Raw genomic sequence first — 24,201 nt, forward strand, 5'->3', positions numbered from 1 at the left:
GCCGACGATCGACCTGACGATTCAGCAGCAGCCAGTAGGCAGCAGCAGGATCAAAGAACTCAGATCACACCCATGCATCACGATCAAGTGGAGCCTCGACTCCGCTTCGCGTCGTCCTATCGGCTTGCCGCCTTTGGCGGTCCGTGGCGGCGCCGCGGCCGGCACGGCAGGTGCGCCGGCGGCCGTCGCCGGGGTCGGAGGTGTCTCGTGCTGAGCGTGCGCAGCGGCCACCGGGCCGACTATTTGACCGGCGCCGTGGCGACGGGCCGGGAGAACTACTACACCGGCGCTGTGGCGGCCGGTGAGCCGCCGGGCCGCTGGTTCGGCAAGGGCGCGGAGGCGCTTGGCCTGTCGGGTGAGGTCGACGCGCAGGACATGGCCGCGCTGTACGAGCGGTTCATCGACCCGCGCTCCGAGGCGTTCCGTGACCCGGCCCGGTGGGACGAGGCCACCACTCTCGGCCACACCGGCCGGGCGTACAAGACCGAGGAGCAGGTGTACGCCGACTCTCTGGCCAAGGAGCCCGGTGCGTCGCCGGAGCGCCGTGCCGAGCTGCGTGCACTGGCAGGCAAAGCGGTGCGCAAGAACGTGTCGTTCCACGACGCGACGTTCAGTCCGCAGAAGTCGGTGACGGTGCTCCACACCGCCTTCGAGGCCCAAGAGGTGCAGGCCCGCACCGCAGCAGAGCAGGCGCGCGGTGCACTGGCCGACGCGGAGCGCACCGGTAGCCGCAACGCCGCGGCGGTGCACCGGGCGGCGGTGCGCACCGCAGAGCGGGAAGGCGAGCAGTGGAGCAAGCACCGCCAGGCCGTCGAGGACGCGATCTGGGCGGGGAACCAGGCCGCGCTCAACTACTTGCAGGACAAGGCCGGCTACACCCGCGTCGGTCACTTCGGGGGAGTGACCGGCCGCTGGGCCGACACCCAAGGGTGGACGGTCGCGTCGTTCTTCCAGCACGACTCCCGCGAGCACGACCCCCAGCTGCACATCCACAACGCGATCCTCAACCGCGTGCAGGGACCGGACGGCAAGTGGCGGACCATCGACGGCCAGGCCCTGCACCGCTACAAGCCCGCGGCCGGCGCGGTCGGTGAGCGGGTCATGGAACAGCACCTGAGCAAGGCACTCGGCGTGCAGTTCATCACCCGCCCGGACGGCAAGGCCCGCGAGATCGCAGGCATCGACCGGGCGGTCATGGACCTTTTCAGCTCCCGCCGCAAGGCGATCACGAAGAAGACCGCGACGCTGGTGGCCGCGTTCGAGACCAAGCACGCGCGCACGCCGAACAACCTGGAGATGGCCTACCTCCAGCAGCAGGCGTCGCTGGCCACGCGCAAGGCCAAGTCCCACGACGGTGAGACCGTCGAGCAGCGCCTGGAGCGCTGGGACAAGCAGTTGCGCGCCGAGGTCCGCGGGGGACTCGGCAAGGTCGCTCATGACGTGCTCGCGTTGCGGCAACGCCAGTGGTTGCCGGGCCGCATCAACCAGGTCAAGGTGCTCGAGACGGCGCTGGCCGACGTGCAGGCCAAACACGCCACCTGGCGCGCGGCCGACCTGACCCGTGCGATCAGTGACGCACTCCCGGACAACCTCGGCACCATGAAACCGGCCAAGGTGACCCGGCTGCTCGACAAGCTCACCGAGCGCGGCGTCGCGCTGGCCCAGCAGGTCGACAGCCGCCACCTCGGGCAAACGACCGCAGATACCGGCGAGCTGCCCGCCGAGCTGCGCCGGGCCGACGGGTCGTCGGCGTACTCCGCGCCGGGCGCGGAGCGCTACGTGACCCCGGACCACATCAAGGCCGAACGGCAGCTCGCCCGGTCGGGCTATGCCCGTGGCGCCGCAACGATGTCGGCCGCCGAGACCGACGCGTTCGTGAAGCGGCTGGCCGCGGCCGGGCTGGCGCTCGGCCCGGACCAGGCCGCCGCGGTCCGCGGCATCCTCGGCTCGGGCGCGAGGGTCGAGACCCTGATCGGCCCGGCCGGCACCGGGAAATCTCGGGTCGTCGGCGCCCTCGCGAAAGCATGGGCGGACCCCACGCTGTGGGCTGGTGAGCGGCGCCGAATGATCGGGCTGGCGGCGTCGCAGGTCGCCACCGAGGTTCTGGCCGCTGACGGCGTCACCGCCAGCAACATCACCCGGTGGCTGACGGCCCAGCAGCGCATCGCCGAAGGCGCCGCCTCGCCAATGGAGCAGGCCTGGGCACTGCGCGCAGGTGACCTCGTGGTCGTGGACGAGTCGGCCATGGCCAACACCAGCGACCTGGCCGACATTCACAACTGCTGCGCAGACGCGGGAGCGAAACTGCTGCTGGTCGGAGACCACCGCCAGCTCGCCGCCATCGGCGCCGGCGGCGGCATGGAGCTGGTGACCGCGAACGCGCTCACCCACGGACTCACCGAGACCCGCCGCTTCACCGCCCAGTGGGAAGGCCCCGCATCGCTGCGACTGCGCGAAGGCGACGAGTCGGTCCTAGAGGACTACCACCGCCAAGGACGCATCCTGGACGGCGGCCACTATGAGGCGGCACAACGGTCAGCGGCCGATGCGTGGTTGGCCGACCACCTCAGCGGCCAGCACACGCTGCTGATCGTGGACACCAACGCCCAAGCCGCCGAACTGTCCGCGCAGCTGCGCGCCCGGCTGGTCGAGTACGGCCAGGTGGACGACGAGCGCACCGCGTGGCTGGCCTCTACTGGTAACCGCGTCGGCCGGGGCGACCTGATCCAGACCCGGCTCAACGCCTGGCACCTCGACGGCTACCGTGGCAACAAGCGCGCCGCATTCAACCGCGACGAGTTCACAGTGGTCGACGTCCTGGACGACGGCGGCCTACGGGTCGCGCCGCTGATCCGCGGCACCCGCCAACCAGTGCCCGGCGAAACGATGGTGCTGCCCGCCAGCTACGTGCACGACTGGGTCGCGCTCGGGTACGCCACCACCGTCCACTCCGCACAGGGCCTCACCGTTGACACCAGTCACCTCGTGGCCACCCAGAACACATCGGTGTACGCGCTCTATGTCGCGATGTCCCGCGGACGCGCAGCGAACACCGCGCACGTCGTTACTCAGTCGCTCGCCAAGGAAGCCGAGTACGGCGAGACCACGACAGCGGCGAAACGGTCGCCGCTGTCGGTGCTGCGCGGCGCGTTCGACCTGGACGACCCGCAGCTGTCGGCGTTACAGGCCGCGGCAGAGTCCGCCGCCGAAGCCAACCGGCTACGGACGCCGGCGGAATTGCTCGCCGACGGGATCGCCCTGGCCACCGCAGGCCGCACCGCAGCATGGCTAGACACACTCGCAAGCAGCGGAATCCTCACCACCGATGAGCGCACAGCCCTCGCGGTCGAAGACGGCGCCGGAACCCTCGACAACCTCCTGCGCCAAGTCGAACTAGCACGGCACGACCCCCGCCAGGTGCTCACCGACGCGATCCAGCAGCGCTCCTTGGTCGACGCCCGCAAGATCAGCCACGTCGTCCAGGACCGAATCAAGAAGGCCACCGGCGACCTCGACCCGATCGGGGACACGTTCACCGATCGGCTCCCGCACGTCGAGGACGGCAGCGGCTGGGGCTCGTATCTCGAGCTACTCGCACGCGAGGCCGACCAGCGTGCCGACCAGCTCGGAGAGCAAGTCGCCGAGCAGCAGCCGCAATGGGCGCGTGAAGCGTTGAAGCAGTTGCCCGCCGACGGTCCCGAACGGAGCGAATGGGTCCGCCGGGCCGGGATCGTGGCCGCGCACCGCGAAGTAGTCGGCCACGAGGCCGAGGACGATGCGCTCGGCAAGCCGCCGAAGCCCGGCCAGGTCGAGCAGTACGCGTCCTGGCGGGCCGCGTGGCGTGCGCTCGGTCGGCCCGAGGCCGATCGGGCCGAGGCCGAGATGTCCAACGGCCAGCTCCGCATGCGAGTGCGTGCGCTGAAGCGCGAGGAGGCGTGGGCGCCGCCGTACGTCGGACAGGAACTGGCCGGGACCCGGCAGGCCGCGGAACGTGAACGGCGGACAGCGACCCTGCGCGCCGCCGAAGCCGACGCCAGCAGCGACGAGGCCGCCCGCGAGCGACTGCGGGCCGAGGCCGAGCAGGCGAAAGCACTGGCTCAGGCGCTCGACGCACGGGCCGCCGACCTCCAGATCGCCGACGACGCCCGCGCCCTCTGGTGGGCGCACACGGCCGAGACCCGTGCCAACGCTCAGCGAGCCGAGGCCGAGATGGAACATCGCGGACTCGACAACTCCGACGACGGTCCGACACCGGAGGAGTGGGTGGACAGCATCGCCAGCGACGAGCGCGCCGAAAAAGCACGCCGTGACGAGCACCGCTCGGTCACCGACGAGCACGAACTGGACGACATCGTGCGCCGTCGCGAGACCGACACCGTCGAAGCCATCGCGGGTGACGAGCTCGTCGAGGCCGAACCGGTTAACGACCTGCTGGCCAGTTCATACGACGCGGACCAGCCCGAGGCTGCCAACGCGACCCCCGGCGCCGAGACCGTTGCCGACGACAACACACAACAGACCCGCGCCGAGACCAGCGCGGCGGCCGAGACGGTGGCCAGTGCTGCGGATGACAACGCTGTGCGTGAGATCCAAGCGCCAGCTGACATCCGCGAGGTCGCCGCGGGCGAGGCGCCGGTGGCCGAAGCCGACGCGCCGCGGGTCCCGTCCGCCGACGAGACCGCCGAGGCGGTACGGCGTGCACAACGGGCGCTGATCGAGATCCAGCACCGCCGCGCAGCCGAAGAACGCCACGCCGACGACGAGGCCGAAGCACGAGCCGAGGAACTCGCCCGGTGGCACACCGACGACGCCCGATCCGCACAAGCCGACACCGCAGCCGCGACCGCGGCTGATCGCGGTGCAGACGATCGCGGACCAGTCATGCAGCTCGGTGGCTACGACGACTAACCGGGGAACCGAGGTCACCGAATGTGCAGGCTCTCCCGCCCCTGGCGGGCGGGAGAGCGGCCCCGGCCTTCGGCCGGGCGAAAGCCCTTCTGTGGCTGGGATTGGTGGGCGGCTAGCGGACCAGGCCCCCTCCGGCCAGGCCCGCTGTGCGGCAGTAGCCGGCAGGCCCCAAAGAACGGGGCTGCCGCAACACAAGCCCACCAGCGGGAGGCGAGGACGAATGAGGACCCGGCGAATCAAGAACGTATCCAGCACCGCGTGCCAGCTCTGGTGCAGCGCGAAAATCCCGTGCGGCTCGCCGTACTGCTGCCCCGGCGTCTACACGATCCGCAATCCCCGTTCCCGTAAGGGAGGCAAGCGATGAGCAGCTCCCGCGTCGCCACACACCGCCCCGCGCAGGTTCGCCGCCACTACCGTCACGACACCCTCATTGCTGTTGAGTGCTTCTCCGGCTTCGGTGGTCTCACCCAAGGCATCGAGCGGGCCGGATTCGACGTGATCATGGCGGCCAACCACAACAAGTACAAGGTCGAGGTCCACGAAGCGAATCACCCGACCGCCGGGCACTGGATCGCTGACCTCGCGAACCCGGACTCAGCCGACTACCACGACGTGCGGGACCTGCCACCGGGGGACATTCTCACTGCCGGCGTCAGCTGCGTTAATCACTCGCCGGCGAACACGATGAAGGCGTACGCGCAGGGCCTGACGTTGTTCGACATGGACGACCCCGACTACGAGGACCGTGTCACCCGCTCGGAGCGCGACAGGGCCACAGCGAACTGCGTCCTGCACTACGCCGCCGTCCATCACCCGCGGCTCATCCTCGTCGAGTGCACCACCCAGTTGCAGTCCTGGGGGAACCTGGTGCCCGGCAAACGGAAAGTCGGCGACGGGTCCACCTACCGCTGGTGGCTCAAGCAGTTCGAGAACCTGGGCTACCGCTACAAAGTCCTGTTCCTGAACTCGATGTTCTTCGGTGTCGGGCAGTCCCGCGACCGCGGCTACTGGGTGTTCTGGAAGAAGGAACTGCCCACACCCGACCTGGAGCACCGGCCGCCGGCGTGGTGCGGAAGCTGCTCCACCGTCGTCGAGTCGAGGCAGACGTGGAAGACGGGGATCCCGCCGACCGGGACCGTCTGCTACGGCAAGCAGTACGCCTACCGCTGCCCGTTCTGCCGCCGGGTCGTCGTCCCGTCGTTCACGCCGTCGCTGGCCGCGCTCGACTTGAGCAACCTCGGGCAACGCATCGGCGACAAGCCACTGAAGACGTTCAAGGACCAGGTGACTGGTGAGGACGTCATGTCGCCCATGGCCCCGGCGACGATGGCCCGCGCCGAGCGCTGCCGGCGACGGTTCGCCGAGTTCCCCGCCGTGCTCATGCCTGCCGAGTCGATGCGCGGCGTCGAGCGCCACCCGTGGCAGCCGATGTCCACCCAGACCAGCCAGCAAGAAACCGCCATCCTGTCCACCGGACAGCTACGGATCGCCGTGGACAACTTCCAGGGCGCACCCCGCGGCGCCGGCGACCCACTGCCGACGCAAGGCGGTTCGGAGACCATGGCGCTGCTGTCTACCGGCGTTGTCCCGTTCCGGAAGAACACCACCCCGACGGTCCACGCCGAGGCGATGCTGACCGTCACGGCCGAGCAGATCCCCGGACCGCTGTTCTCCGGTTGGTACAAGCAGAACGGACCGACCGGCACAGAGACCGCCGCACACCCGGTAACGGACCCGCTCGGAACCCTCACCTCCCGCGACACCACCGCAGTCCTGACCGCCGAATGGCGCGCGGCCCTGGCCGAACTCACGCTCGACGACTGCTACTTCCGCATGATGGCCGCCCACGAGATCGGCCGCGGCTGCGGATTCGACGTCACCTTCGGCGACCACAAAGGCACCTACATCGTCTGGGGATCCGCCCGCGACCAGGTCGACGGGTACGGCAACGCCGTCACCCCCGCCGTCGCCGAATGGATCGGCACCCGGCTGCGCGCCGTCCTCCACCGCGAGGAGGCCGCCTGATGTCTCACCCCGGCCCGCACCGCGCGTGGGCCGAGGTGCGCAGGACGATCCGCCGGCAAACGTCAACTACGTAAGGAGAACAGCAGTGACGATCAAGGTCCGGATGTCCGGAGCGCCCGACGAGATCACCCGACTCGTGGAGCACCTTCGCAACCACTACGAGGTCGCCGGCAGCGACCGCGCCTACCCCAACCGCGGTTCCTTCGGTGTCCGTGTCTACCTCGAACTACGCGAGGCCTCCGAACACCCGAGAACCGAGCCGGGTGACCAGGCGAATTCTGAGCGAGAGAACCGCCGCGCCGATGAGCGCCCGAGGCAACGAGTGCGCAGCGAGCGCATCTACCCAACCCGGCGAGAGGTTGAACCGTGAGCAACGCACCGATGTCCCGCGCTGTCGCCGAGCTGAAGCGCCAGGCGTTGAGCCGGGCCGCGCACTGGCACGCCGATCAGGGATATGCAGTCTTCCCGCTGGCACCCGGACGAAAAGTGCCGGCCGTCGAGGACTGGGAAGCCGCGGCAACCACCGACCACCTGGCCATCGTGCAGACATGGCGAAAGGCGCCCTACAACATCGGCGTCGGGACCGGACCGTCAGGGCTCGTCGTCGTGGACCTCGATCAGCCCAAGAACACCGCCGACGAACCACCCGAGCCCTGGCGAACCCGCGGAGCAAGCAACGGCGCCGAAGTACTCGCCCTCGTGGCCAGGGACCAGACATCCCACCGCGAGGGGGAGCACACGACGGCGCCGACGTACGCCGTCACCACGCCCTCAGGAGGCCGACACCTGTACTACCGCCAGCCCGCCGGCCGACCGCTCGGCAACAGCGCCGGACGGATCGGATGGAAGATCGACACCCGCGGGCACGGCGGCTACGTCGTCGGCGCCTCCTCGATCACCGCGGCCGGCCGCTACACCGTCACCGCTGCCGATGCTCGACTGTCACCGCAACCCCTGCCCACCTGGATCATCAACGCCCTGAACACTCCACACCCACCCGGTCACACGACGCGGCCGGTAGCCGACTTGAAGGACACCGACGCCTACACCGCCGCCGCGCTCAGCGGCGAAATCGACAACGTCCTGGCCGCCGTACCGGGACAGCGCAACGACACCCTCAACCGCGCAGCCTTCGCCCTCGGCCAACTCGTCGGCGCACACCTGCTCGAGACAGCCACCGCACGCGACGAACTCATCTCAGCCGCCACCCGGATCGGCCTGTCCCGTACCGAAGCCGAGCGCACCATCACCTCGGGCCTGACCGCGGGCACACGCCACCCGCGGCGCCGATCCGCTTGAGATCCACAGCCCGGAGGTGGAGCGTGAGAGGGGGCCTCGTCAAGCCGTTCGACGGCTTCACGAGGCCCCTTTCCGCAACTGACCGCAGGCGATGGAGCCGGTATCAGCGGGGAAGCGAGTCGCCTCCCGCCGCATGGCGCCCGTGCGAGGCCTCCGCGGTACGCCGCACGTCTGGTTGTTCCACCTCGATCGGCGGTCGGCCTGAGTGCTGCCACGTCCACGACAGCGTGGCACAGACGCCGGCCACAAAGTCCGGTGACGCGATCGACTGCGACGACATTGCTGAGACCGCGGCGTCCAACTCCTCCGCGATAAGCTCCTCGTAGGCCTTGTCCCGCCGTCCGGTGATCGGTGCGATCACCCGAAGGGCGACAGGACCGTCCGGACCCTCGGCCCTGGTGATCATGCCCGCCAACCAGCGACACGTCATCTGAACACCATGTAGGTACGGGTCTTTCTCGCCTGCCGCGGTCAGCGCGTCCCCGCGCCGCTCAGCTGTCAACCAGAGCCGAGCGAACTCGCTTACCCGCACGCGCAGGTTCTCGCGACGGATGCGCTCGAAATCTCGGGCAGTCAGCTCCATACCACAACACGATCTCACCGCCCGCCGACAGTTTCCACCCTGGCCGGTACCTCGTGGTCCAGGCAGAAGCGGGCGGGGCGTGCCAGGCGGCTCCAGACGACGGATACGTCGAGGGCAACGGTGGCCGGCCTCTTGACACAGTGGAGGTGGCAACGTAGGCCGGAGATCTGACATCAATCTCGGCAGGGGATTGGTGTCCGGGGCCGGCGCTGGGGAGCGCCAGACGTTGGGGCGGTCTTCGTGGTGGGGTTGTCTTGCGCGGGGAGAAACGGGTGGCCGGCTTGGCGGTTGCCCAGACTCGTGGGGCACCGATAGTCCGACGACGGGGCCGGTGCGCCCCCGGCTTCCCTCCAGCCGTGCGAGGCGATGGCAACCTCGACCCCGTCGTCGCCCTCTCCACCAACCCAGTGCCCCCGGGCCACAGGCGATAACCCGCCGGATCCGCAACTGATCAGATTCTGTCGATCGGCGCCCACGGACCCGACCTGGCCAACAACCCTGCGCCCTTCGCTCGAATGCCCCGGCCAGCCTCGCGAGGCGGCAGCTGGCACGTCGACAACACCCGAGGTAGTGGCACTCCGTACGTCCCGCTACGCGTCATGTGTCCGGCCGGAGCAGAAGCTTGCCTAGAGCAACAGCCGCTATTGTTAGTCGTCGTTTCGGCTGCCCTGGCCTGTCCTTGGCAATGCGCTGAAGTACTCCGCGGCAGCTGCTGCCGCCTTGGCTCGCATGTAGGACGCGAGATGATCGCCCCGGAACCAATAGTGGCCGCGTTCGTCTGGATCTGAAGGGATAAGACCTGCGCGGGCCAGCTGTTTGACGCGGTCGACTCCCAGCCCCAGCACTTCGCCAGCACCTCTGGTGTTCAGCTGCCCGAGCCGGTCAGCGGGCGGAGAGTCCGCCGGAGGCGGTGGGTGAGCCTGGGCGTAGCCCTCGACCTCGAGCCGGAAGACGGGCCATTTCGGGTTCGAGAACGATGTGGGTTCACCGGTGGCGATGAGGTCCTGGACGAAGCTTCTCGACCGGCCCAAAATGCTTGCTGCGGCTGCGAGCGAGATGGCTGGTCCTCGGTGCCGGGCGGTCTCGATCGCCGCGCGGTGGAAGTTGGGACGAACGCACCGCCCGCGGGTGTCGAGTTCGCCACGCTCGACCATGCGGAACACAGTGCGGCGGCTGACTCCGAGGATCCGGGCGGCCTCCGCGCCGGAGATCCAGTCCTGTCCATCGGCGGGTTCGATGTTCGGCCGGGGTTGTCGCGAAGACACAGCTAGCTAGCTTTCCATCTCGCAGCGCGATTGCCCACCGACTCGCTGTTGTCGGACTGGATGCCCTTCGCCGAGGCCGTTGAGCCGATAGCAAGTCGCGGGGCTGGTCGCCGACCCGGACCGGTCCGCGGCGGGTGTTCAGAGTGATGTGCTGCCGCGAGGCTGGGTGGGCCGGCGGTGGACGGTCCGGTGGCGGCGGGCTCGGCGGGCACGGCGGACGAGCTCGATCTGGTCAGGGTCGAACCACCATTGGCCGTCCTGGAAGATCGCAGGCAGCTTCTCTTCAGCGGCGAGCTGGGTCACGTAAGGCCCTGTGAGTCCAAGGATTTGCGCGGCTTGCTTGGAGTCGACGTAGCCGGGCGGCCCGGACGGCCGGCGGATCGACCATCGACTGTGCGTATCGGCGATGGCCGCGACGTCGGCCGGGTACACCGGCGACTTGGTACCGGGAACGAGCGGCAGGTGCCCATCGGCGACGAGTTCCTTGGTGGCCGCCAGGGATCGGGATAGTTTGCGGGCGGCGTCTTTGAGGGAGATGGGTTCGCCCTTGGCGCGGAGGGCCTCGACTTCGGACAGCAGCAGTGGCCAGAAGTTGTTCGCCGGCCCGTGGCGTGGCAGGCGACCTTGAGCCACGTATCGACGGACCTGCGCGAGTGTCTTGCCCAGCACCTCCGCCCCCTGGCTCAAGGAGATCCGAGGGTCGTCGACCATCCTCGGTTGCCCGAGCAGGGGGTCGACTGGCGGCTCGCCAGCCTCGTTGTCGCCGTTCACGGCACCAAGTCTGGCCTCCGGGGGCGGGCGGTGAGGGTCACGACGCGGGGACCGGGTCGAGCAGGTGCGGCCCGTTGTTGCGGCGGACGTCGTTGACGGCGGTCGACACGGCATAGATTTCAAGGCCGGTCGGCGGCGCCACGAGGCCTTGGACGGTGTCGATGTCGTCCATGCGCGGGTCGAGCCACTGCTCCCAGTTGTCCGGGGTGACGGCCATCGGCATCCGGTCGTGGACCCGGCCGACGTCGTCGGTGGCCGTCGTGGTGATGATGGTGAAAGACATGAGCCACCTGTCCGGGTCATCGTCGGGCTTTTCGGGGTCGCGCCAGAACTCGTACAGGCCGGCGAGCGCCAGCAGGTCGTCGGGGTTGGCGGGATGGATGTAGAAGGGCTGCTTCAGCGGCTTGCCGGACTTGCCGAGCTGCTGTGTCGGGAACCACTCGTAGAACCCGTCCACTGGGATCAGCAGCCGCCGTCACTTGAACGCTCGCCGGAACGCCGGCTTCTCGTGGACGGTCTCGGCGCGGGCGTTGATCATCCGAGTTGACTGCACCAAGTCTCTATTCTCTGGCAGGTCGGCGCCTGGTGTTGTGGAGGTCTTGGTTCGTTGGATGAGCTTCGGTGGGAGCTGTTGCATGGTCGGATCGATTTGCCGCGGGTTGGTGAGGTAGTCGCCGTTGAGGGGCAGTTTCCTCCGTTCGTCGTGCTTGGCGCTGATGGCGGCGAGATCGAGGCCGCAGTTCAGTATCTGAGGGATCTGGCGCTCGGCGATGTGAGTCCGTTGACGTGCCGCAGCTATGGCTTCGATCTTTTGCGCTGGTTCCGGCTGTTGTGGTTCTTGGGGGTCGAGTGGGATCGCGCGACGTCGGCGGAGGTCGCGGTCCTGGCTGGGTGGATGAAATCGGCGCGGAATCCTCAACGGGTTCGCCGGGCGGATGCGGGCAGTGCGGGGACGGTCAATCCGAGGACTGGCAAGCGGGCGCTGGCGGGTGGTTACGCGCCGCGCACCATCAACCATGCGCTGACCGTGGTGTACCGGTTCTACGACTTCCATGCCCATCTCGGCCTCGGTCCGGTGCTCAACCCGGTGCCGATGTCTCATGAGCAGCGCGTGAAGCTGTCGCACCGCAGCCCGCTCGAGCCGTTGCCGGCTGTGCGCCGGTCGCGGCTGCGCCAGCGGGTGCCGAAGCAGTTGCCGCGGGCAATTCCGGATCGGCTGTGGGACGAGTTGTTCGCTTCGATGGGCTGCGATCGTGACCGTGCGCTGTTGTCGATGTACGTGTCCAGCGGCGCCAGGGCGTCTGAGCTGCTCGGGATCAGTTTGGACGACGTCGATTGGGGTGGGCAGCTGATTCACGTGGTGTCCAAGGGCACGCGGCTCAGGCAGGCGGTCCCGGTGTCACCGGAGAGCCTGCGATATCTGGCGCTGTACCTGGCCGAGGCGGGTGTCCCGGGCGATGGTGAGCCGCTGTGGCGGACCCGGCGTGGCGAGCCGAGGCAGCTGTCGTACTGGGCGATGCGGCGCGTCCTGCAACGGGCGAACGAGCGGCGCGGCACGAATTGGACGCTGCACGATCTGCGACACACCGCGGCAACCCGGCTGGCGAACGACCCGGGCATGACACTGAACGAAGTCCGCGCAATCCTGCGTCACGCCGACATCAACACAACCGGGATCTATACAGCGGTCCGGGTCGAGGATCTGTTCGACAAGCTGCAGGAGCACTACGCGACACCGCAGCCGCCGCGCAGGTTGGCTGCCGGCTACGACCCCGATGATGTCAGGGTCGTGTTCGGTGGCTAGGCCACCCGAGCCGGTTAATCGCGTCGATGCCCTGCGAGCGGGCGGTCAGGTGGAGATCGGATCCAGCGGTCCGGTCGCCGCCGACCAGTCGGATGCGCGGCTGCAGCGATCGGGGATCTGCCCGGCGCCGGCACGATCTCCGTCGGAGCCGCCTGGACGGTTCGGCGATCTCTCCGAGCTGTCGATCGAGGAGCTGACCGACGTGGTCACCCGGGCATGGGGCGGCGGCAGGGTTGCCGGACCGCACAGGCGCGGGGCGCGGGTGCTGCTGACCCACCTGGCCGGCTTTCCCGGCCCGACGTGGCAGGAGCGGTGGGATGCCAGCGGACTGAACACACCCGGCCAACGGGTGGCCGACATCGCCGGACCGCCGGTCGGACGGGCAGGTCATCGGGAGGCGGTGACCCGAGGGCTGCGGGCACTGCTGTGTGTCCGGGCCTTTCAGCCCGCGTTAACTGCGCTGCGCTCGAACCGGATTCTGGGGCTGGCCGAGACGTTCAGGATGGTCGAGGGCGATCCGTTCCTCGATCGGTTCTTCGACGAGGAGGCCAGGTCTGGCCGCAGCGCCACCGTGCGGACAGCCGCGGCGCTCGATGTCACCTACGCGTTGCTCAGCCAGGGCATCGGGTTGCGGGACCTAACCCCGGAAGCGCTACTGCATTACGGGGTCGAGTCCCGACGGCTCCGGGTGACCCCTGGCGTCGTCGGCACCGCCAACCGGCTCGCCGGCGGCGCGGCGTGGGACGTGCTGCACCGGATGGGGCACTTCGCGCCGGGTGCGCCGCACTCGCTCAAGGCCGCCTACCTGAACGGCGGTCAGCGAACCCCGACCGAACTGGTCGACCGACACCACATTTCGTGTGCCGAGATCCGGCAGGTGCTCATCGAGTACCTGGAGCGGCGACGGGCGGAGTGCGACTACAGCAGTTGGTCGGCATTGTCGCTGCGCCTGGTCGGCCAATTCTGGAAGCAGATCGAGTTGATCGATCCCGGCCAGAAGGACCTGCGGTTGCCGAGCCACACCTATGAGCAGTGGGTTGCCGGGCTGCGGGTCCGCACTGATGGACGCACGCGGCTTCGGCCCGACTCAATCCTGGCGACCGTCCGCGCCTTCTACCTCGACCTGCAGAGCTGGGCGATCGAGGAACCAGATCGCTGGGCACAGTGGGCGGTCCCATGTCCGGTCCGGCCCGGCACCGGACGTCGCAGCCGTGCTCAAACGGCGGGTGAGCGAGCGGACCGCCGACCGGATCAGGGAACGCCAGCCATGGCTTCCCACCCTCGTGGCACATGTCGAGCAGCAGCACACCCGTCTCCGCGACATCCTCGCAGCGAGTCAAGAGATCGCGGCCGGCGTTGAGTTCAGCCACGCCGGATGCGTCTACCGCCGCACGAATACCGCGCACGACCGCCAGATGGTGGCCCGCGACCAAACCCATGTGCGCGTGGTCGACGTGATCACCGGCGAGGTCACCAACCTGACGCTCGCCGAGGACACGGCGTTCTGGACCTGGGCGTGTATCGAAACGCTGCGGCACACAGGCTTGCGGATCGAGGAGCTGCTCGAGCTCAGCCAGCTCAGTATCCGCCAATACGAGCGACCCAACGGTGAGCTCATCGGTCTGCTCGTCGTCGCTCCCTCCAAGACCGACAGGGAACGCGTCGTGCCGATGTCGGCGGAACTGTTCCACGTGATCGCCGAAATCGTCCGTCGGCACACCGCCGGTGGGGCGCCCATCCGCGCGGTCCGGCGCTGGGACCCCCACGAACGCGTCTGGTCCGAACCGATGCCGTTCCTGTTCCAGCGGCCGCTGATCAGCGCCGGCGCGATGAGCTTTCAGAGCGTGCGGGAGGCGATCACGAGGCAATGCGAACAGATCGCAGTGACTAACCCGGCCTTTGCCGGGCTGCGGTTCACCCCGCACGACTTCCGCCGCCTGTTCGCGACCGAGCTGGTAAACAACGGCCTGCCCATTCACATCGGCGCCCAACTCCTCGGCCACCTCGACCTGGCCACCACTCAGGGCTACGTGGCGGTGTTCGAGGAGGACACGGTGCGGCACTACCAAGACTTCCTGGCCCGCCGCCGTGCGCTGCGCCCGGGCGACGAGTACGGCCCGGTCAGCGACCAGGAGTGGTTGGAGTTCGAAGACCACTTCGACAAGCGCAAGGTGGAGCTCGGCTCGTGCGCGCGGCCGTATGGAACCCCGTGCCAGCACGAACACGCCTGCGTGCGATGCCCGATGCTGCACGTCGACCCCCGGATGCTGTCGCGGCTCAACGAGCTCGAGGCCGACCTGATTGACCGTCGCCGGCACGCGCTCGACGCTGGCTGGCTCGGTGAGCTCGAAGGCATCGACCTCACCCTGCGGCTGCTCCGCGAGAAACAGGCCGGAGCGGTGCGGCTGTCCCACCATGAGCCCGTCTCTCTCGGCATGCCGCGATTCCGAGTCGGCTAGCATCGCAAGCCGCCCCAGCCCATCGCGGTGACCAACGACCCGGTGATCGACAACGCGCACCCGGACCAGCAGCCGCGGAAGTCCGGATCTTCACGCAGCCGCTCCGGAATCGCAGTCGTCATGGCGAATCCTCCAACCTCAGGCCCGCTGGAGGTCAACCGCAATCACCCATGCACCACCATCAGCTGTCCATCCGGGTCGACGATCTCCAGGCCCTCATCGATTTGCGTGATCTGGAGACCGCTCAGTCGCCGCCGTACCTCATCGAGGTCTTCAGCGGTGGTCAGATCCAGTCGTACGGCGTATTCCTCGTCGGCCGGGCCGAAGCGCAGCGATGCCTCCGAGCCAAGGACCTCGAGCAGCCGCAGCCAGGCCGTCTCGTCCACACCGGTCAGGTACGGCGTTACCGACCATCGATCGTCGGGCCGGGACTCGTGCAGCGTGTAGCCGTACAGATCCTCGCTCCGCTCGTCGACCCAGATCTGCACGCCGTCAGGCCCGGTCGCTGTGAGGACCCGGCCGTACGCTTCGTCGAAGATGGTCGCGTCGGGGTAGCCCGCGCTGTCCAGCTTGTCCTTGATCGCATCGATGTCGTCGGCCTCGAACGTGAGACTCGTCTGCCCCGGCTGGCCGCCGGTCGAACTCGAAGCCGCGTCGTGCAATGCGACCATGCCCCGGCCGGTCAGCATGTCCACCCAACCCCCGCGCTCGGACTCGATCCGCGACCGCAAGCCGAGCGCCTCCAGGAACGCGCGCATCGCCTCCACATCCGCCGTGAACCGCAACGGCCGAACCAGTACGTCGTTCATCCTCTGGCCTCCTCATGCTTGTCCAGGTACTCCGACAGGGCCTGCTCGACCAGGGCGGACAGGCTCGCCGCCTCGTCGATCGCCTTGTGCTTCACCCGCCGCACCAGCTCCGGCGGCAGATAAACGTTGAACTGCACCTTCTTGCCATCCTCATCCACCATGGCTATATTGCTAGCATCCTAGGCAGCTACCAGTCAACCAAGGAGCACGATGAGAACTGTGCGCAGGGTGCTGGGGAGGGTGAGCAGGCGACGAGCGGTGATGACCGAGCCGAGCAGGTCCAGCGACTCGGGGTGGATCAGCGTCGCGGCCAGCGTCTCCTGGCGATCGACGTCCGGCCAGCGCTAGGCGCGGCGAGCAGTCGCGACGCCAAGCCTCGACGGTCGCCGCGTCAAGGGCCTCGATCCTCATTAGGCTAGGTCGGCATCCGATTCGGAAGGACCACGAGACGAGGCGAGCGCGTGTCCGTTGATGCAATCAGCGTCATCGTTCCCGATGTCCCGGAAGCCGCTCGATTCCTGTCCGCAGCTTTCGGCTGGAAGCTAGGCGATGTGTTCGACGGCTTCGCCGAATTGGACACCGGCAAGGTACGACTCTGGCTCAGCGGCAACGCAGCCGTCCCCACCGGAATTGTGGACGGTCTTACCCTCCACCACATCGTTGACGACGTCGACGCCGCCGTGGAGGTCGCCAGATCCAACGGCGCCGAACTCGTCTTCGGGCCGGTCGATACCGACTACGGGATGCGATCAGCCGTCTTCAAGGGACCGGGCATGCTCCTCGTCGACGTCTGCTCATACGCCCGCGCCGAGCCAAAGGATGGTTAGCTCTTCGACCTGAGACGGTCGGCCACGTCGGTCCCTTCACAGGACGCGGTACGGCTTCCGGCCGACCTCCCTGGCCCGATCGACCTCGAGCTCGCGAAGGCAGTCGTGCTGATTCCGATGGGAATCAGCACTCCCTGGCGGCAGCAGATACGAGCCCGAGGGGGACGGCTACCTTCACTGAACTCGTCAAGCCGTCTGGTCGGGGTTGAACGTCAGGCGCATCACGGTTCTGGCGCCGGCGTCGCGGATGGCGAGGAACCCCCGCGCCTCATACGAGGCGCGCCGTCCCATCCAACTGTCGTTCTCCTCGGCCCTGCGGCTGGCCTGCGCGTGCGGCGCGAGGTTCGTCTTCGGGAACGCGTCAAGAGCGACGGCACCACGCTCTCGCGCGTGGTCGATCGCTGCATCCAGCAACGCGCTGGCGACCCCGGTTCCCCGGACGTCGCGATCGACGTAGAAACAGGTGACAGCAAATACATCATGGTCCCCAGAAGTTGGGCCGTACTGCCGAGACCGTTCAAGCCGGCTGTGGTCCTCACGCGGCGCGACGGCCACCCAGCCAACCGGGCGGCCGTCAAGGTAGGCGACCAGACCTGGATACCGGCCTTGATCGACGATGGCCTTCAGCGCCGCCTTGCGGAGATCGGCCGGCCCCTGCTCGTCTCGCCAGAGCATGCACCAGCAGTGGCCCGGAATCGGAACGCCTCCGCGCGGGCCCTTGCGCTCGAACAGCTGGACTAGGTCGTTCCAGCGGTCGGGGGTGACCACGTGAACATCAACCTCGGGTGCGTGTCCCGTGGTGTACTCACGGTGAACGGGCATCGGAGTTCCTCCCAGTGTCAGTCGGCGGGCAGCCAGCAGACACAGAAGGGATGACCCGCGGGGTCGGCATAGATCTGAACCCCTCGAGCGGCCGTGCGATCGTCGGCAGCTTTCAACAGCCGGCCACCCAGCCCGATGACCTCGTCGTGGGCGGCATCGAGCCCTTCGGTGCCGACAACGTAGAAGTCGAAGTGGACCTGCTGTGGCGGGCCATCAGGCCACTCTGGCTGGACGTGGTCTGGAGCCAGTTGGACGCCTAGTTGCCACTCGCCATCGACCCAGATGTTGCGCCACCGCCTGCCGTCCTCAACCACCGTTCCGCCGAGCAACCCGGCCCAGAACGCGCTCTCGGCGTCAATGTCTGCGGCGTCGAACACGATCATCCGGTGTTTCACGTCCATCTGCAGCTCCTCGTCGAAGCAAACCCCAGGCTGGTCAGCGCTGTTACGCGTGACCCTACTGGCTGAATCTCAGCCGAGTTCGAAGCCGTGGTCGCGATCATCCACGCGGCCGGCCAACGAGGCAAGCCGCCCGTGGCCGAGCCGGAAGCGAATCATGGCTGTGCTGGTTACCCGGTCAGTCACGCCGTTGTGGACATGTCCACGACGCTCAGGATCAAGCAATACAGCACGACCCAGTTAAGGATGACGATTGAGGTCAATCCCCGTCGAACGACGCGAGGTCGGCCGCGCAAGCCGGGCAGTAGGCTCACCTGCGATCGGTGCCACGAACGCGTTGACAAGATCAGGACACCGTTTCAGCGATTCCCCAACCGATCGCCCGCATCACGCGTTGCGCCACTTGTGTCGGCGCGTCGAGCCCCGGGTCGACAAGAACATAGTCTCCATCTAGACCTGCGTCCAAGGTCAGATCCAGCTCGCCACTACGCCTAAGGTGCCAGTCCAGATCGGGTCCCGGCACGTGCCGTTCAGTCAGCCGCGCCCGGACGTGTTCCAAATCGGTCTTGAGCCGACAGAGCTTCACCGGCATCGCCATCGCCGACTCGTACTTGCGTGCGGCGGCGCGGCTCTCAACTACTCCAGAAACGACCACACGCATCGCCCCAGCAGCACGGTAGTTCTTCACCACGGAGGCCAAGTTCGCTAGTTCGAGCTCCATGTTGAAGGGATCCTCGGCAGGGGCCGGCCATCCGCGCACCAGCTCGTCCAGATCAATAACCGCATGCGGGATCTCCAGTTTCTGCAGCTGCTCGCCGATCACCCGAGCTGTTGTTGTCTTGCCGACGCCAACGGTGCCCGTGATCAGGAGTGCTTCTACCCTCACCGGTCCACCATGCATCGAACAAACCTAACCCGATGGCCCTCGAAACTCGATCGACTCTGCCGAGCTACCCGTGGAACGCTGCTCCCATGTCTAACCGAGCCCAGGAGCTTGCCGACGCTTGGGGGCTTGACTTGGACCCAATGACTCGCCAGTACGGCGATTGGAACCAGATCCTGTTCGTCCACCGCGGACGCACACCCTACGTCCTGAAGCTGGTCGGTGACGGCCATAGTGCGGCGGATGAGGCGACAGCGCTCAGGGTTTGGGACGGCCACGGCGCCGTACTCCTAGTCGACGAAGCCCCAGGTGCACTCCTGCTTGAACGACTCGACCCGAACCTGTCCTTGTCGAATCTGAGACTCACCGAGGCACTGCCTGTCTACGCAAACGTCCTACGCCAACTCAGCGTGCCCGCGCCCAGCGGCCCGCCTAGCCTGGCGACGCTCGCAGCAAACATGGCTCAGCTGCCAGATTTACCTCCCGAGGTACTACCGCCACATCACGTCGCCCTCGTGCGCAGCTTGGCCGCCGAGCTTGCGAGCGATGATCCTGGCAACACCCTGGTCCACGGTGACTTGCACTCCGGCAATATTTTGGCCGGGGACAGACAGCCATGGCTGGCGATCGACCCTAAACCCGCCGCTGGGCACCCGGAACGAGCACTCGCTGAGCTCTTCTGGACTCGGATCGACGAGATGGACGACATCCCGGCCACAGTGACCCACCTCGCCTCGTCCGCGAACCTCAACGCCGAGCGCGCACGCGCTTGGGTTATCGTCCGTGCTGCCAGTTACCTCGTCTGGGCGGTCAATGCCGGCCTGACCCAGGACCCCGTGAGGTGCCGCCGACTCATTAAGTCCTTGGCATAGCTGGCGTGTGAGCGCACCGGTTGCCTCATTCGGGGGCGGCATCTCGAATCCTGCCGTTGGACGAAGACGGAGGCAGAGCACACCGCTTGGCGCCTTCAGCGAACCCTGCCACAATCGATCCACCGCCAGTTCGTTCCGGCCTGCGCCACCAACCGGCAGCCTTGCCCGGAGTCGCCATGAGGCTGCAATCGACGGATGGTGCAAAGCCGAATGGGCACGGTTCTCAGTGCGGCTCGGCGCCGCCGGGATCGCGGATCGCCACCCAGGACGAGATCCGGCGCTTGTGCCTCGTCTTCACCGTCGGCGCGGGCACCGGGGGTGCAGAACCCACGGCTCAGGCCAACCAGTATCTACCGCGGTGTGACCACGGCTACCGGGCTGCTCGAGGCGGTCGATGCAGTCGCTGTCACCCGGGCTCGCACGGGGTTGATTCAGCTCGAGACTCGCCCGAAGTCTCAGCCGTATTCGTGCCGGCTTGCTTCGAGCAGCGACTTGACTAGTGCAGAAGCCGGATGCGCTGCACCAGTCAAGCTCCGCGCCGTGCTGCAGGCGATGAGCAGACTCTGCGGTGAGGCGGCATCCCTGCAGAGGAACGCGTCGAAGTTGGGTGTCGGATCGCCGTCACTGGCTCGCAGTGGGGCTAGGTTCAAGGGATTGTGCGGCTGGATCCGCCTGCCATCGTCTTAGGACTTCGTCCGCAACCTGATCAATGGTGCGGCCCGTGGTGTGGACCGCATAATCGCTGATGTCGTCAACGGCAAGCTGAGCGGAGAGCTCGGATGCGCGCCTAACGAGCTGGTCGAGGCTATCTCCATCCTCGCGGCCGCGATCGTGAATGCGCCGAGCGAGTTCGGCGTCCGTAGCATCTAGACGGCAGATCACTACATGACCACCCGTCGCCTCCTCAAGTTGTTGCTTCTCGCGCAGGTTCTCGACGACTCCTGCGATGATGAGCCGACGGCTGCCTGCGCGGGCGTAATTCGACCACACTGCGGCTAGGTTGGTTGCCTTTAAGCGCGATTGGTGTGGGTCATCGTCGGGAGCTGGCCACGCAGCACCGAGCAGGTCCAGGTCTGCGAAGGCGGGGTCAAGAGCGAGATCGGTGCAGCGGTCGAAGACTCGCCATCCGACGGATGTCTTACCGACTCCTGGCGCGCCCGACAGCAAGAGGATAGGTGGCGTTTGCACCTGAGCGATGATGCCGCCCAGGCCTGCATACAGCAACGCGATTCTACTAACGCGGTTGCTAACAACGCCCGAGACAGGACTGCATGACGATGGCCGATAGGCTGCATCGGCAGCGAGATCGCTCCTCTTGTGCACACGGGTTGTGCACAAGGGTTCTCTGCAGCGATCGACCATGCGCGAGAGTCCGCCGTCGTCGCGCTTGACGCGTTCCCGAAGGCGAACCTCGCGCCGCACGCGCAAGCCAGCCGCGGGGCCGAGGAGAACGACAGCTGGATACGACGCCGCGCCTCATATGAGGGCCGCGGATTCGTCACGGGGCCGGTGCCAGAACGGTCACGCGCCTAACGTTCAACTCCGACTGACCTCTCATCGGCGCGCACTGACACCGGCTCCGACCATCTGCACACGCCGTGACCGAAAGCTGAGCTCCTACGAGAGCTTGACTGGTGCAACAGCCGCGATGCCGCCGGAATCACCCCGTGTCCTCAGCCGTGATCAGGGAAAACCCACCGGGTGCCGGTGTGCAGCTGCGCAATCAACTCGTGACAGGCGACGATCAGCTGGCGGTCCGCAACGAGTTACGTTCCACTGTCGGCGGCGCTCGGGCTCTCGAGGGGATGCGCTGTGCCGTGTGCCCTACAACGCCCACCGCAGAGCGGGCGCAATCGAGTCCAACCACCGCAGCTCACCGGCGAGGAACTCCAGCGAGCCGGCAGCTCCGGCCGCGTCTATCGGCCAGTGCTGCACCTGCTCGACGTACTTCAACTTCGCCTGCTGCAGCGCGGGGATGATCGTTGGCCGGTCGGTGAGTCCGTAGGCGTCGACAAACACCCGGAGTCGGTGGGGCAGGTCGGGCAGCGGATCGAAGCCGGTCTCGGCGAGCTGACGGTCGGACTCCAGCGGCAGGAAGGCCCAGGCGGCGGTTGCGAGATCGAGCAGCGGGTCGATCGGCCCGGCTGCATCCCAGTCGATGAAGGCGACTGGCACACCAGCTCGATAGACGGTGTTCCACGGGCCGAGGTCGCCGTGCGACACGATCTCGCCGCGATTGGGCGCGTGGGGATGGAAGCGGTAGCCGGTGTGCTGCGGCTGGAAGCTGCGGGACGCCTCGTGCAGGTCGCGCAGCAGGTGCCCTACGGCGACCAGTGCATCGTCGGTCCGGGCGTACGCCGGGAGCGGGTTACCGCGCCCTGGCTCCCACTGCGGATCCGCGAGTACGTCGCCTTCGAGGAACGTCAGCACCTCATGGTCGCCCTCGATGCCGAGGACCCGGGGTGCTGCGTGGAAGCCGACGGGCTCGAGGTGCTTCAGGTACTCGTGCACAGCCGGGGTCCACGGGGCGACCGGGCGGAGCAGGTCGGGGCCGCGGCGCTCGAGACCGCTTGTCATCCGGCCTCCCAGGAGCTCATCCAAGGCTCTGCGGACCCAGCGTGATGCGGGGCGCCGCGAGCGCGGCATCACCGAAGCTCGGGACGTTGATCGAGAAACGCATCGTCACGCGTCCAACCGTAGTGCGACGAACGGATCATGTCGTCCGGGAGCAGGTAGGGTGCCCGATCACCGTCCGCGACAACAGCCCACGAAAACGCGACTTCCAGCCGTACGTCACCCAAGTTGACTAGTGCAGAGAATGCGGTTGCCGATCTTGGGGTCCTTGGCCCACGACGGGACCAGACCCCATTTGAGGTTTCGCAGCTGCCGCACCGGTTCCGCGCTGCCTTCGGCGTCGCGCGGTGACCTGGCCAGCACGGTGGGGCTGGTCTTGGTCGGCGCCACGTTGTAGTCCGGAGCCTTCTCTTCGTCGGCCAAGGCCTCTTCGATCTTGAACGTCTCGAGCAGTTCCGATCGGCTCCGAGTCGATGCATAGCGTCCGCACATACCGCCAGCGTGCCAGATCTTGACGACAACGCACTGCGTCACACCACGGCCGCCCGAGCGTCGATTGCCACTTCTGGCTGCGGCGACCGACTTCGATGATCGACGATTGTTGCCTGCTAGCCGGGGCTTGCTCGTTCGCACCCCGCGACCGCACCGAAGGTGCGCCACGCGGGCGCCAGGAAAGCACATACGCCAGGAGGACCACTACTGGCCGCGCTGCGCCAACCTGGGCGGTCACGCATTACTCGAACCTGTGTTCTAATCTTGAGGCTATGGGTACGAACAGGCGGTACCCCCGACAACCTCCACCGGACGCACAGCGCCGACACTGCTGGGTGCTCCGGACGGCCCGCGAGCGGGGGCCATGGCCCGGGTTGATCCTGGAGTGGCGCCGTACCTCGTCCGGCGACTGGCAGGCTCGCGTCGTGTACGTGCCCGACCCTCGTCGCCCGGACTCAATCGAGGCCTGGTTTGCCGCCGCGAACCTGCGGCCGTTAAAGGCGAACAGGTAGGCACGCGAGAGACGTTGCCTGGGCCGGCTACGCAGCCTTGGACCCGCGGTCCAGTCTCGGTTTTCGCCTACAGGAGATGCTGCTGCTGGAGCCATGCAGTCCAGGTGGCGACGACATCGTCCGCTAGCGCCACCAGGTCGTGCATTTTCCCGGCGGAAGTGGCCTCCCAGGAGTGGAGTGCCGGCATGGGATCGTCGGCCGGCACGTTCTCGGTGGCGGTGATCGGGCCGCCGTCGTTGACTGTTGCCCGTGCCCTAACCGTGCCGGGCTGCACGATGATGCTCTGGCTGCTAATTCCGGTCTGCATGTCGCCGGTCTTCGTACTCGTCAGCTTGAGGTGCTTCGCACCGTTAGCCAGGTCGGCGCACAAGCGTAGCGTCGCGGTCGCCTTCACGAAGTCCTCGACGGAGGTGGAGGCTGTGCCCGCCGCCGGGTCATTCCCGATCCAGTCCTTGAGGTGGTAGGCGTCCATGTAGAAGTGGAGCAACGCATCTCGGGCATGGTCGGAGCTGATCAGTTGAGGACCGGAGCCTGTTGCGACCTCTATGAGCTGGTCGCGGCTACGGATCATCCGGTCGTACTGCTCACGCCAACCCGACAAGATGTTCACAAGCGAGCATTCTGCCCCATGTGGTGGATGGGAAGCCCCAGCTGACGGCAGTGGCTCCGTACGCCGGTCGGTGACTGGCAGGCCCGCGGCGTGTATCTGCCCAATACGAAGCTGTCGGAGTCAGTGGAGGCAACGGCTGAACACGCTGGGCTAGCGGCCAGGTCGCGATTGCCTAGACACCTAGAATATATGACCTGCATCTCTGCTTGAGTGCAGTTGCCGCTCAGCCGCCGATGAGTTCCTTGAGGGGGTGGGGGTCGGTGTCGACGGCTTGTTGGAGCAGTCGGT

23 protein-coding genes are annotated in these 24,201 nt (G+C 67.3%); 9 read left to right on the top strand and 14 right to left on the bottom strand.

Going from position 1 to position 24,201, the window contains the following annotated elements; genetic code table 11:
- Window positions 1–207: 207 nt before the first annotated feature.
- The 4 genes from mobF (at window position 208) to AB0E63_RS28035 (ending at window position 8,232) form a co-directional block, all read left to right on the top strand.
- Window positions 208–4,908: a MobF family relaxase gene (gene mobF, locus AB0E63_RS28020; protein ID WP_360372516.1), complete on the top strand. Its 4,701-nt coding sequence runs from the start codon at window positions 208–210 to the stop codon at window positions 4,906–4,908.
- Between the two features lie 360 nt (window positions 4,909–5,268).
- A complete protein-coding gene (locus tag AB0E63_RS28025; RefSeq protein WP_360372519.1) occupies window positions 5,269–6,933 on the top strand; it encodes a DNA cytosine methyltransferase in 1,665 nt (554 codons plus the stop codon).
- 85 nt (window positions 6,934–7,018) lie between these two features.
- Window positions 7,019–7,303: a DUF3970 family protein gene (locus tag AB0E63_RS28030; RefSeq protein ID WP_360372521.1), complete on the top strand. Its 285-nt coding sequence runs from the start codon at window positions 7,019–7,021 to the stop codon at window positions 7,301–7,303.
- Window positions 7,300–8,232: a bifunctional DNA primase/polymerase gene (locus tag AB0E63_RS28035; RefSeq protein ID WP_360372524.1), complete on the top strand. Its 933-nt coding sequence runs from the start codon at window positions 7,300–7,302 to the stop codon at window positions 8,230–8,232. The genes AB0E63_RS28030 and AB0E63_RS28035 overlap by 4 nt, the downstream gene beginning before the upstream one ends.
- A gap of 103 nt (window positions 8,233–8,335) precedes the next feature.
- Here AB0E63_RS28035 and AB0E63_RS28040 read toward each other — a convergent pair whose 3' ends face one another.
- From AB0E63_RS28040 to AB0E63_RS28055, 4 genes are all read right to left on the bottom strand, one after another.
- Window positions 8,336–8,662 carry a hypothetical protein gene (locus AB0E63_RS28040; RefSeq protein ID WP_360372527.1) on the bottom strand — a complete coding sequence of 109 codons (327 nt, stop codon included), beginning with the start codon at window positions 8,660–8,662 and terminating at the stop codon, window positions 8,336–8,338.
- Between the two features lie 800 nt (window positions 8,663–9,462).
- Window positions 9,463–9,969, bottom strand: a complete 507-nt coding sequence (locus AB0E63_RS28045) for a hypothetical protein (RefSeq protein WP_360372530.1) — start codon at window positions 9,967–9,969, stop codon at window positions 9,463–9,465.
- A gap of 249 nt (window positions 9,970–10,218) precedes the next feature.
- Window positions 10,219–10,851: a hypothetical protein gene (locus tag AB0E63_RS28050; RefSeq protein ID WP_360372533.1), complete on the bottom strand. Its 633-nt coding sequence runs from the start codon at window positions 10,849–10,851 to the stop codon at window positions 10,219–10,221.
- A gap of 37 nt (window positions 10,852–10,888) precedes the next feature.
- Window positions 10,889–11,320, bottom strand: coding sequence for an SOS response-associated peptidase family protein (locus tag AB0E63_RS28055; protein ID WP_360372581.1), 432 nt, complete (start codon window positions 11,318–11,320; stop codon window positions 10,889–10,891).
- A gap of 234 nt (window positions 11,321–11,554) precedes the next feature.
- Here AB0E63_RS28055 and AB0E63_RS28060 point away from each other — a divergent pair, with 234 nt between their 5' ends.
- The 3 genes from AB0E63_RS28060 to AB0E63_RS28070 are packed head-to-tail and all read left to right on the top strand — an operon-like array spanning window position 11,555 to window position 15,114.
- Window positions 11,555–12,655 (top strand): site-specific integrase, encoded by a 1,101-nt coding sequence (locus tag AB0E63_RS28060; RefSeq protein ID WP_360372536.1) that lies wholly within the window; start codon window positions 11,555–11,557, stop codon window positions 12,653–12,655.
- Complete coding sequence (locus AB0E63_RS28065) at window positions 12,648–14,015, top strand: hypothetical protein (RefSeq protein WP_360372539.1); 1,368 nt, start codon at window positions 12,648–12,650, stop codon at window positions 14,013–14,015. Before AB0E63_RS28060 ends, AB0E63_RS28065 begins: the two co-directional genes overlap by 8 nt.
- A gap of 55 nt (window positions 14,016–14,070) precedes the next feature.
- Complete coding sequence (locus tag AB0E63_RS28070) at window positions 14,071–15,114, top strand: site-specific integrase (RefSeq protein ID WP_360372542.1); 1,044 nt, start codon at window positions 14,071–14,073, stop codon at window positions 15,112–15,114.
- Here AB0E63_RS28070 and AB0E63_RS28075 read toward each other — a convergent pair.
- From AB0E63_RS28075 to AB0E63_RS28085, 3 genes are read right to left on the bottom strand one after another with little or no spacing between them, the layout of a single operon-like run.
- Window positions 15,111–15,236, bottom strand: coding sequence for a hypothetical protein (locus AB0E63_RS28075; protein WP_360372545.1), 126 nt, complete (start codon window positions 15,234–15,236; stop codon window positions 15,111–15,113). The genes AB0E63_RS28070 and AB0E63_RS28075 overlap by 4 nt on opposite strands.
- Before the next feature lie 42 nt (window positions 15,237–15,278).
- Complete coding sequence (locus AB0E63_RS28080) at window positions 15,279–15,923, bottom strand: VOC family protein (RefSeq protein WP_360372548.1); 645 nt, start codon at window positions 15,921–15,923, stop codon at window positions 15,279–15,281.
- Window positions 15,920–16,084 (bottom strand): CopG family transcriptional regulator, encoded by a 165-nt coding sequence (locus AB0E63_RS28085; protein WP_360372551.1) that lies wholly within the window; start codon window positions 16,082–16,084, stop codon window positions 15,920–15,922. The genes AB0E63_RS28080 and AB0E63_RS28085 overlap by 4 nt, the downstream gene beginning before the upstream one ends.
- 300 nt (window positions 16,085–16,384) lie before the next feature.
- Here AB0E63_RS28085 and AB0E63_RS28090 point away from each other — a divergent pair, with 300 nt between their 5' ends.
- Window positions 16,385–16,750, top strand: a complete 366-nt coding sequence (locus tag AB0E63_RS28090; protein ID WP_360372554.1) for a VOC family protein — start codon at window positions 16,385–16,387, stop codon at window positions 16,748–16,750.
- A gap of 186 nt (window positions 16,751–16,936) precedes the next feature.
- On the opposite strand, the gene AB0E63_RS28095 is transcribed toward AB0E63_RS28090, so the two are convergent.
- The 3 genes from AB0E63_RS28095 to AB0E63_RS28105 all read right to left on the bottom strand — a co-directional run bounded on the left by AB0E63_RS28095 (window position 16,937) and on the right by AB0E63_RS28105 (window position 18,856).
- A complete protein-coding gene (locus tag AB0E63_RS28095; protein ID WP_360372557.1) occupies window positions 16,937–17,572 on the bottom strand; it encodes a GNAT family N-acetyltransferase in 636 nt (211 codons plus the stop codon).
- A 17-nt stretch (window positions 17,573–17,589) separates the two neighbouring features.
- The gene (locus AB0E63_RS28100) at window positions 17,590–17,973 is read right to left on the bottom strand and encodes a VOC family protein (protein ID WP_360372560.1); all 384 of its coding nucleotides are present in this window, start codon (window positions 17,971–17,973) and stop codon (window positions 17,590–17,592) included.
- Window positions 17,974–18,316: 343 nt separating this feature from the next.
- Entirely contained in the window at window positions 18,317–18,856 is a 540-nt protein-coding gene (locus AB0E63_RS28105; RefSeq protein WP_360372563.1) for a hypothetical protein, read from the bottom strand.
- A gap of 86 nt (window positions 18,857–18,942) precedes the next feature.
- Between AB0E63_RS28105 and AB0E63_RS28110 the strand changes: the two genes are divergently transcribed.
- A complete protein-coding gene (locus tag AB0E63_RS28110) occupies window positions 18,943–19,725 on the top strand; it encodes an aminoglycoside phosphotransferase family protein (RefSeq protein WP_360372566.1) in 783 nt (260 codons plus the stop codon).
- A 621-nt stretch (window positions 19,726–20,346) separates the two neighbouring features.
- Here the strand turns inward: AB0E63_RS28110 and AB0E63_RS28115 are convergent.
- The 4 genes from AB0E63_RS28115 to AB0E63_RS28130 all read right to left on the bottom strand — a co-directional run bounded on the left by AB0E63_RS28115 (window position 20,347) and on the right by AB0E63_RS28130 (window position 23,913).
- Window positions 20,347–20,949, bottom strand: coding sequence for a hypothetical protein (locus AB0E63_RS28115; RefSeq protein ID WP_360372570.1), 603 nt, complete (start codon window positions 20,947–20,949; stop codon window positions 20,347–20,349).
- 600 nt (window positions 20,950–21,549) lie between these two features.
- Window positions 21,550–22,302: an aminoglycoside phosphotransferase family protein gene (locus AB0E63_RS28120; protein ID WP_360372573.1), complete on the bottom strand. Its 753-nt coding sequence runs from the start codon at window positions 22,300–22,302 to the stop codon at window positions 21,550–21,552.
- A 216-nt stretch (window positions 22,303–22,518) separates the two neighbouring features.
- Window positions 22,519–22,791: an SOS response-associated peptidase family protein gene (locus AB0E63_RS28125; RefSeq protein ID WP_360372575.1), complete on the bottom strand. Its 273-nt coding sequence runs from the start codon at window positions 22,789–22,791 to the stop codon at window positions 22,519–22,521.
- A 579-nt stretch (window positions 22,792–23,370) separates the two neighbouring features.
- Window positions 23,371–23,913 (bottom strand): hypothetical protein, encoded by a 543-nt coding sequence (locus AB0E63_RS28130; RefSeq protein ID WP_360372578.1) that lies wholly within the window; start codon window positions 23,911–23,913, stop codon window positions 23,371–23,373.
- Window positions 23,914–24,201: the final 288 nt, after the last annotated feature.

Origin of the sequence: Kribbella sp. NPDC026596, from assembly GCF_040638415.1 — a bacterium.
In the GTDB taxonomy this organism is placed as follows: domain Bacteria; phylum Actinomycetota; class Actinomycetes; order Propionibacteriales; family Kribbellaceae; genus Kribbella.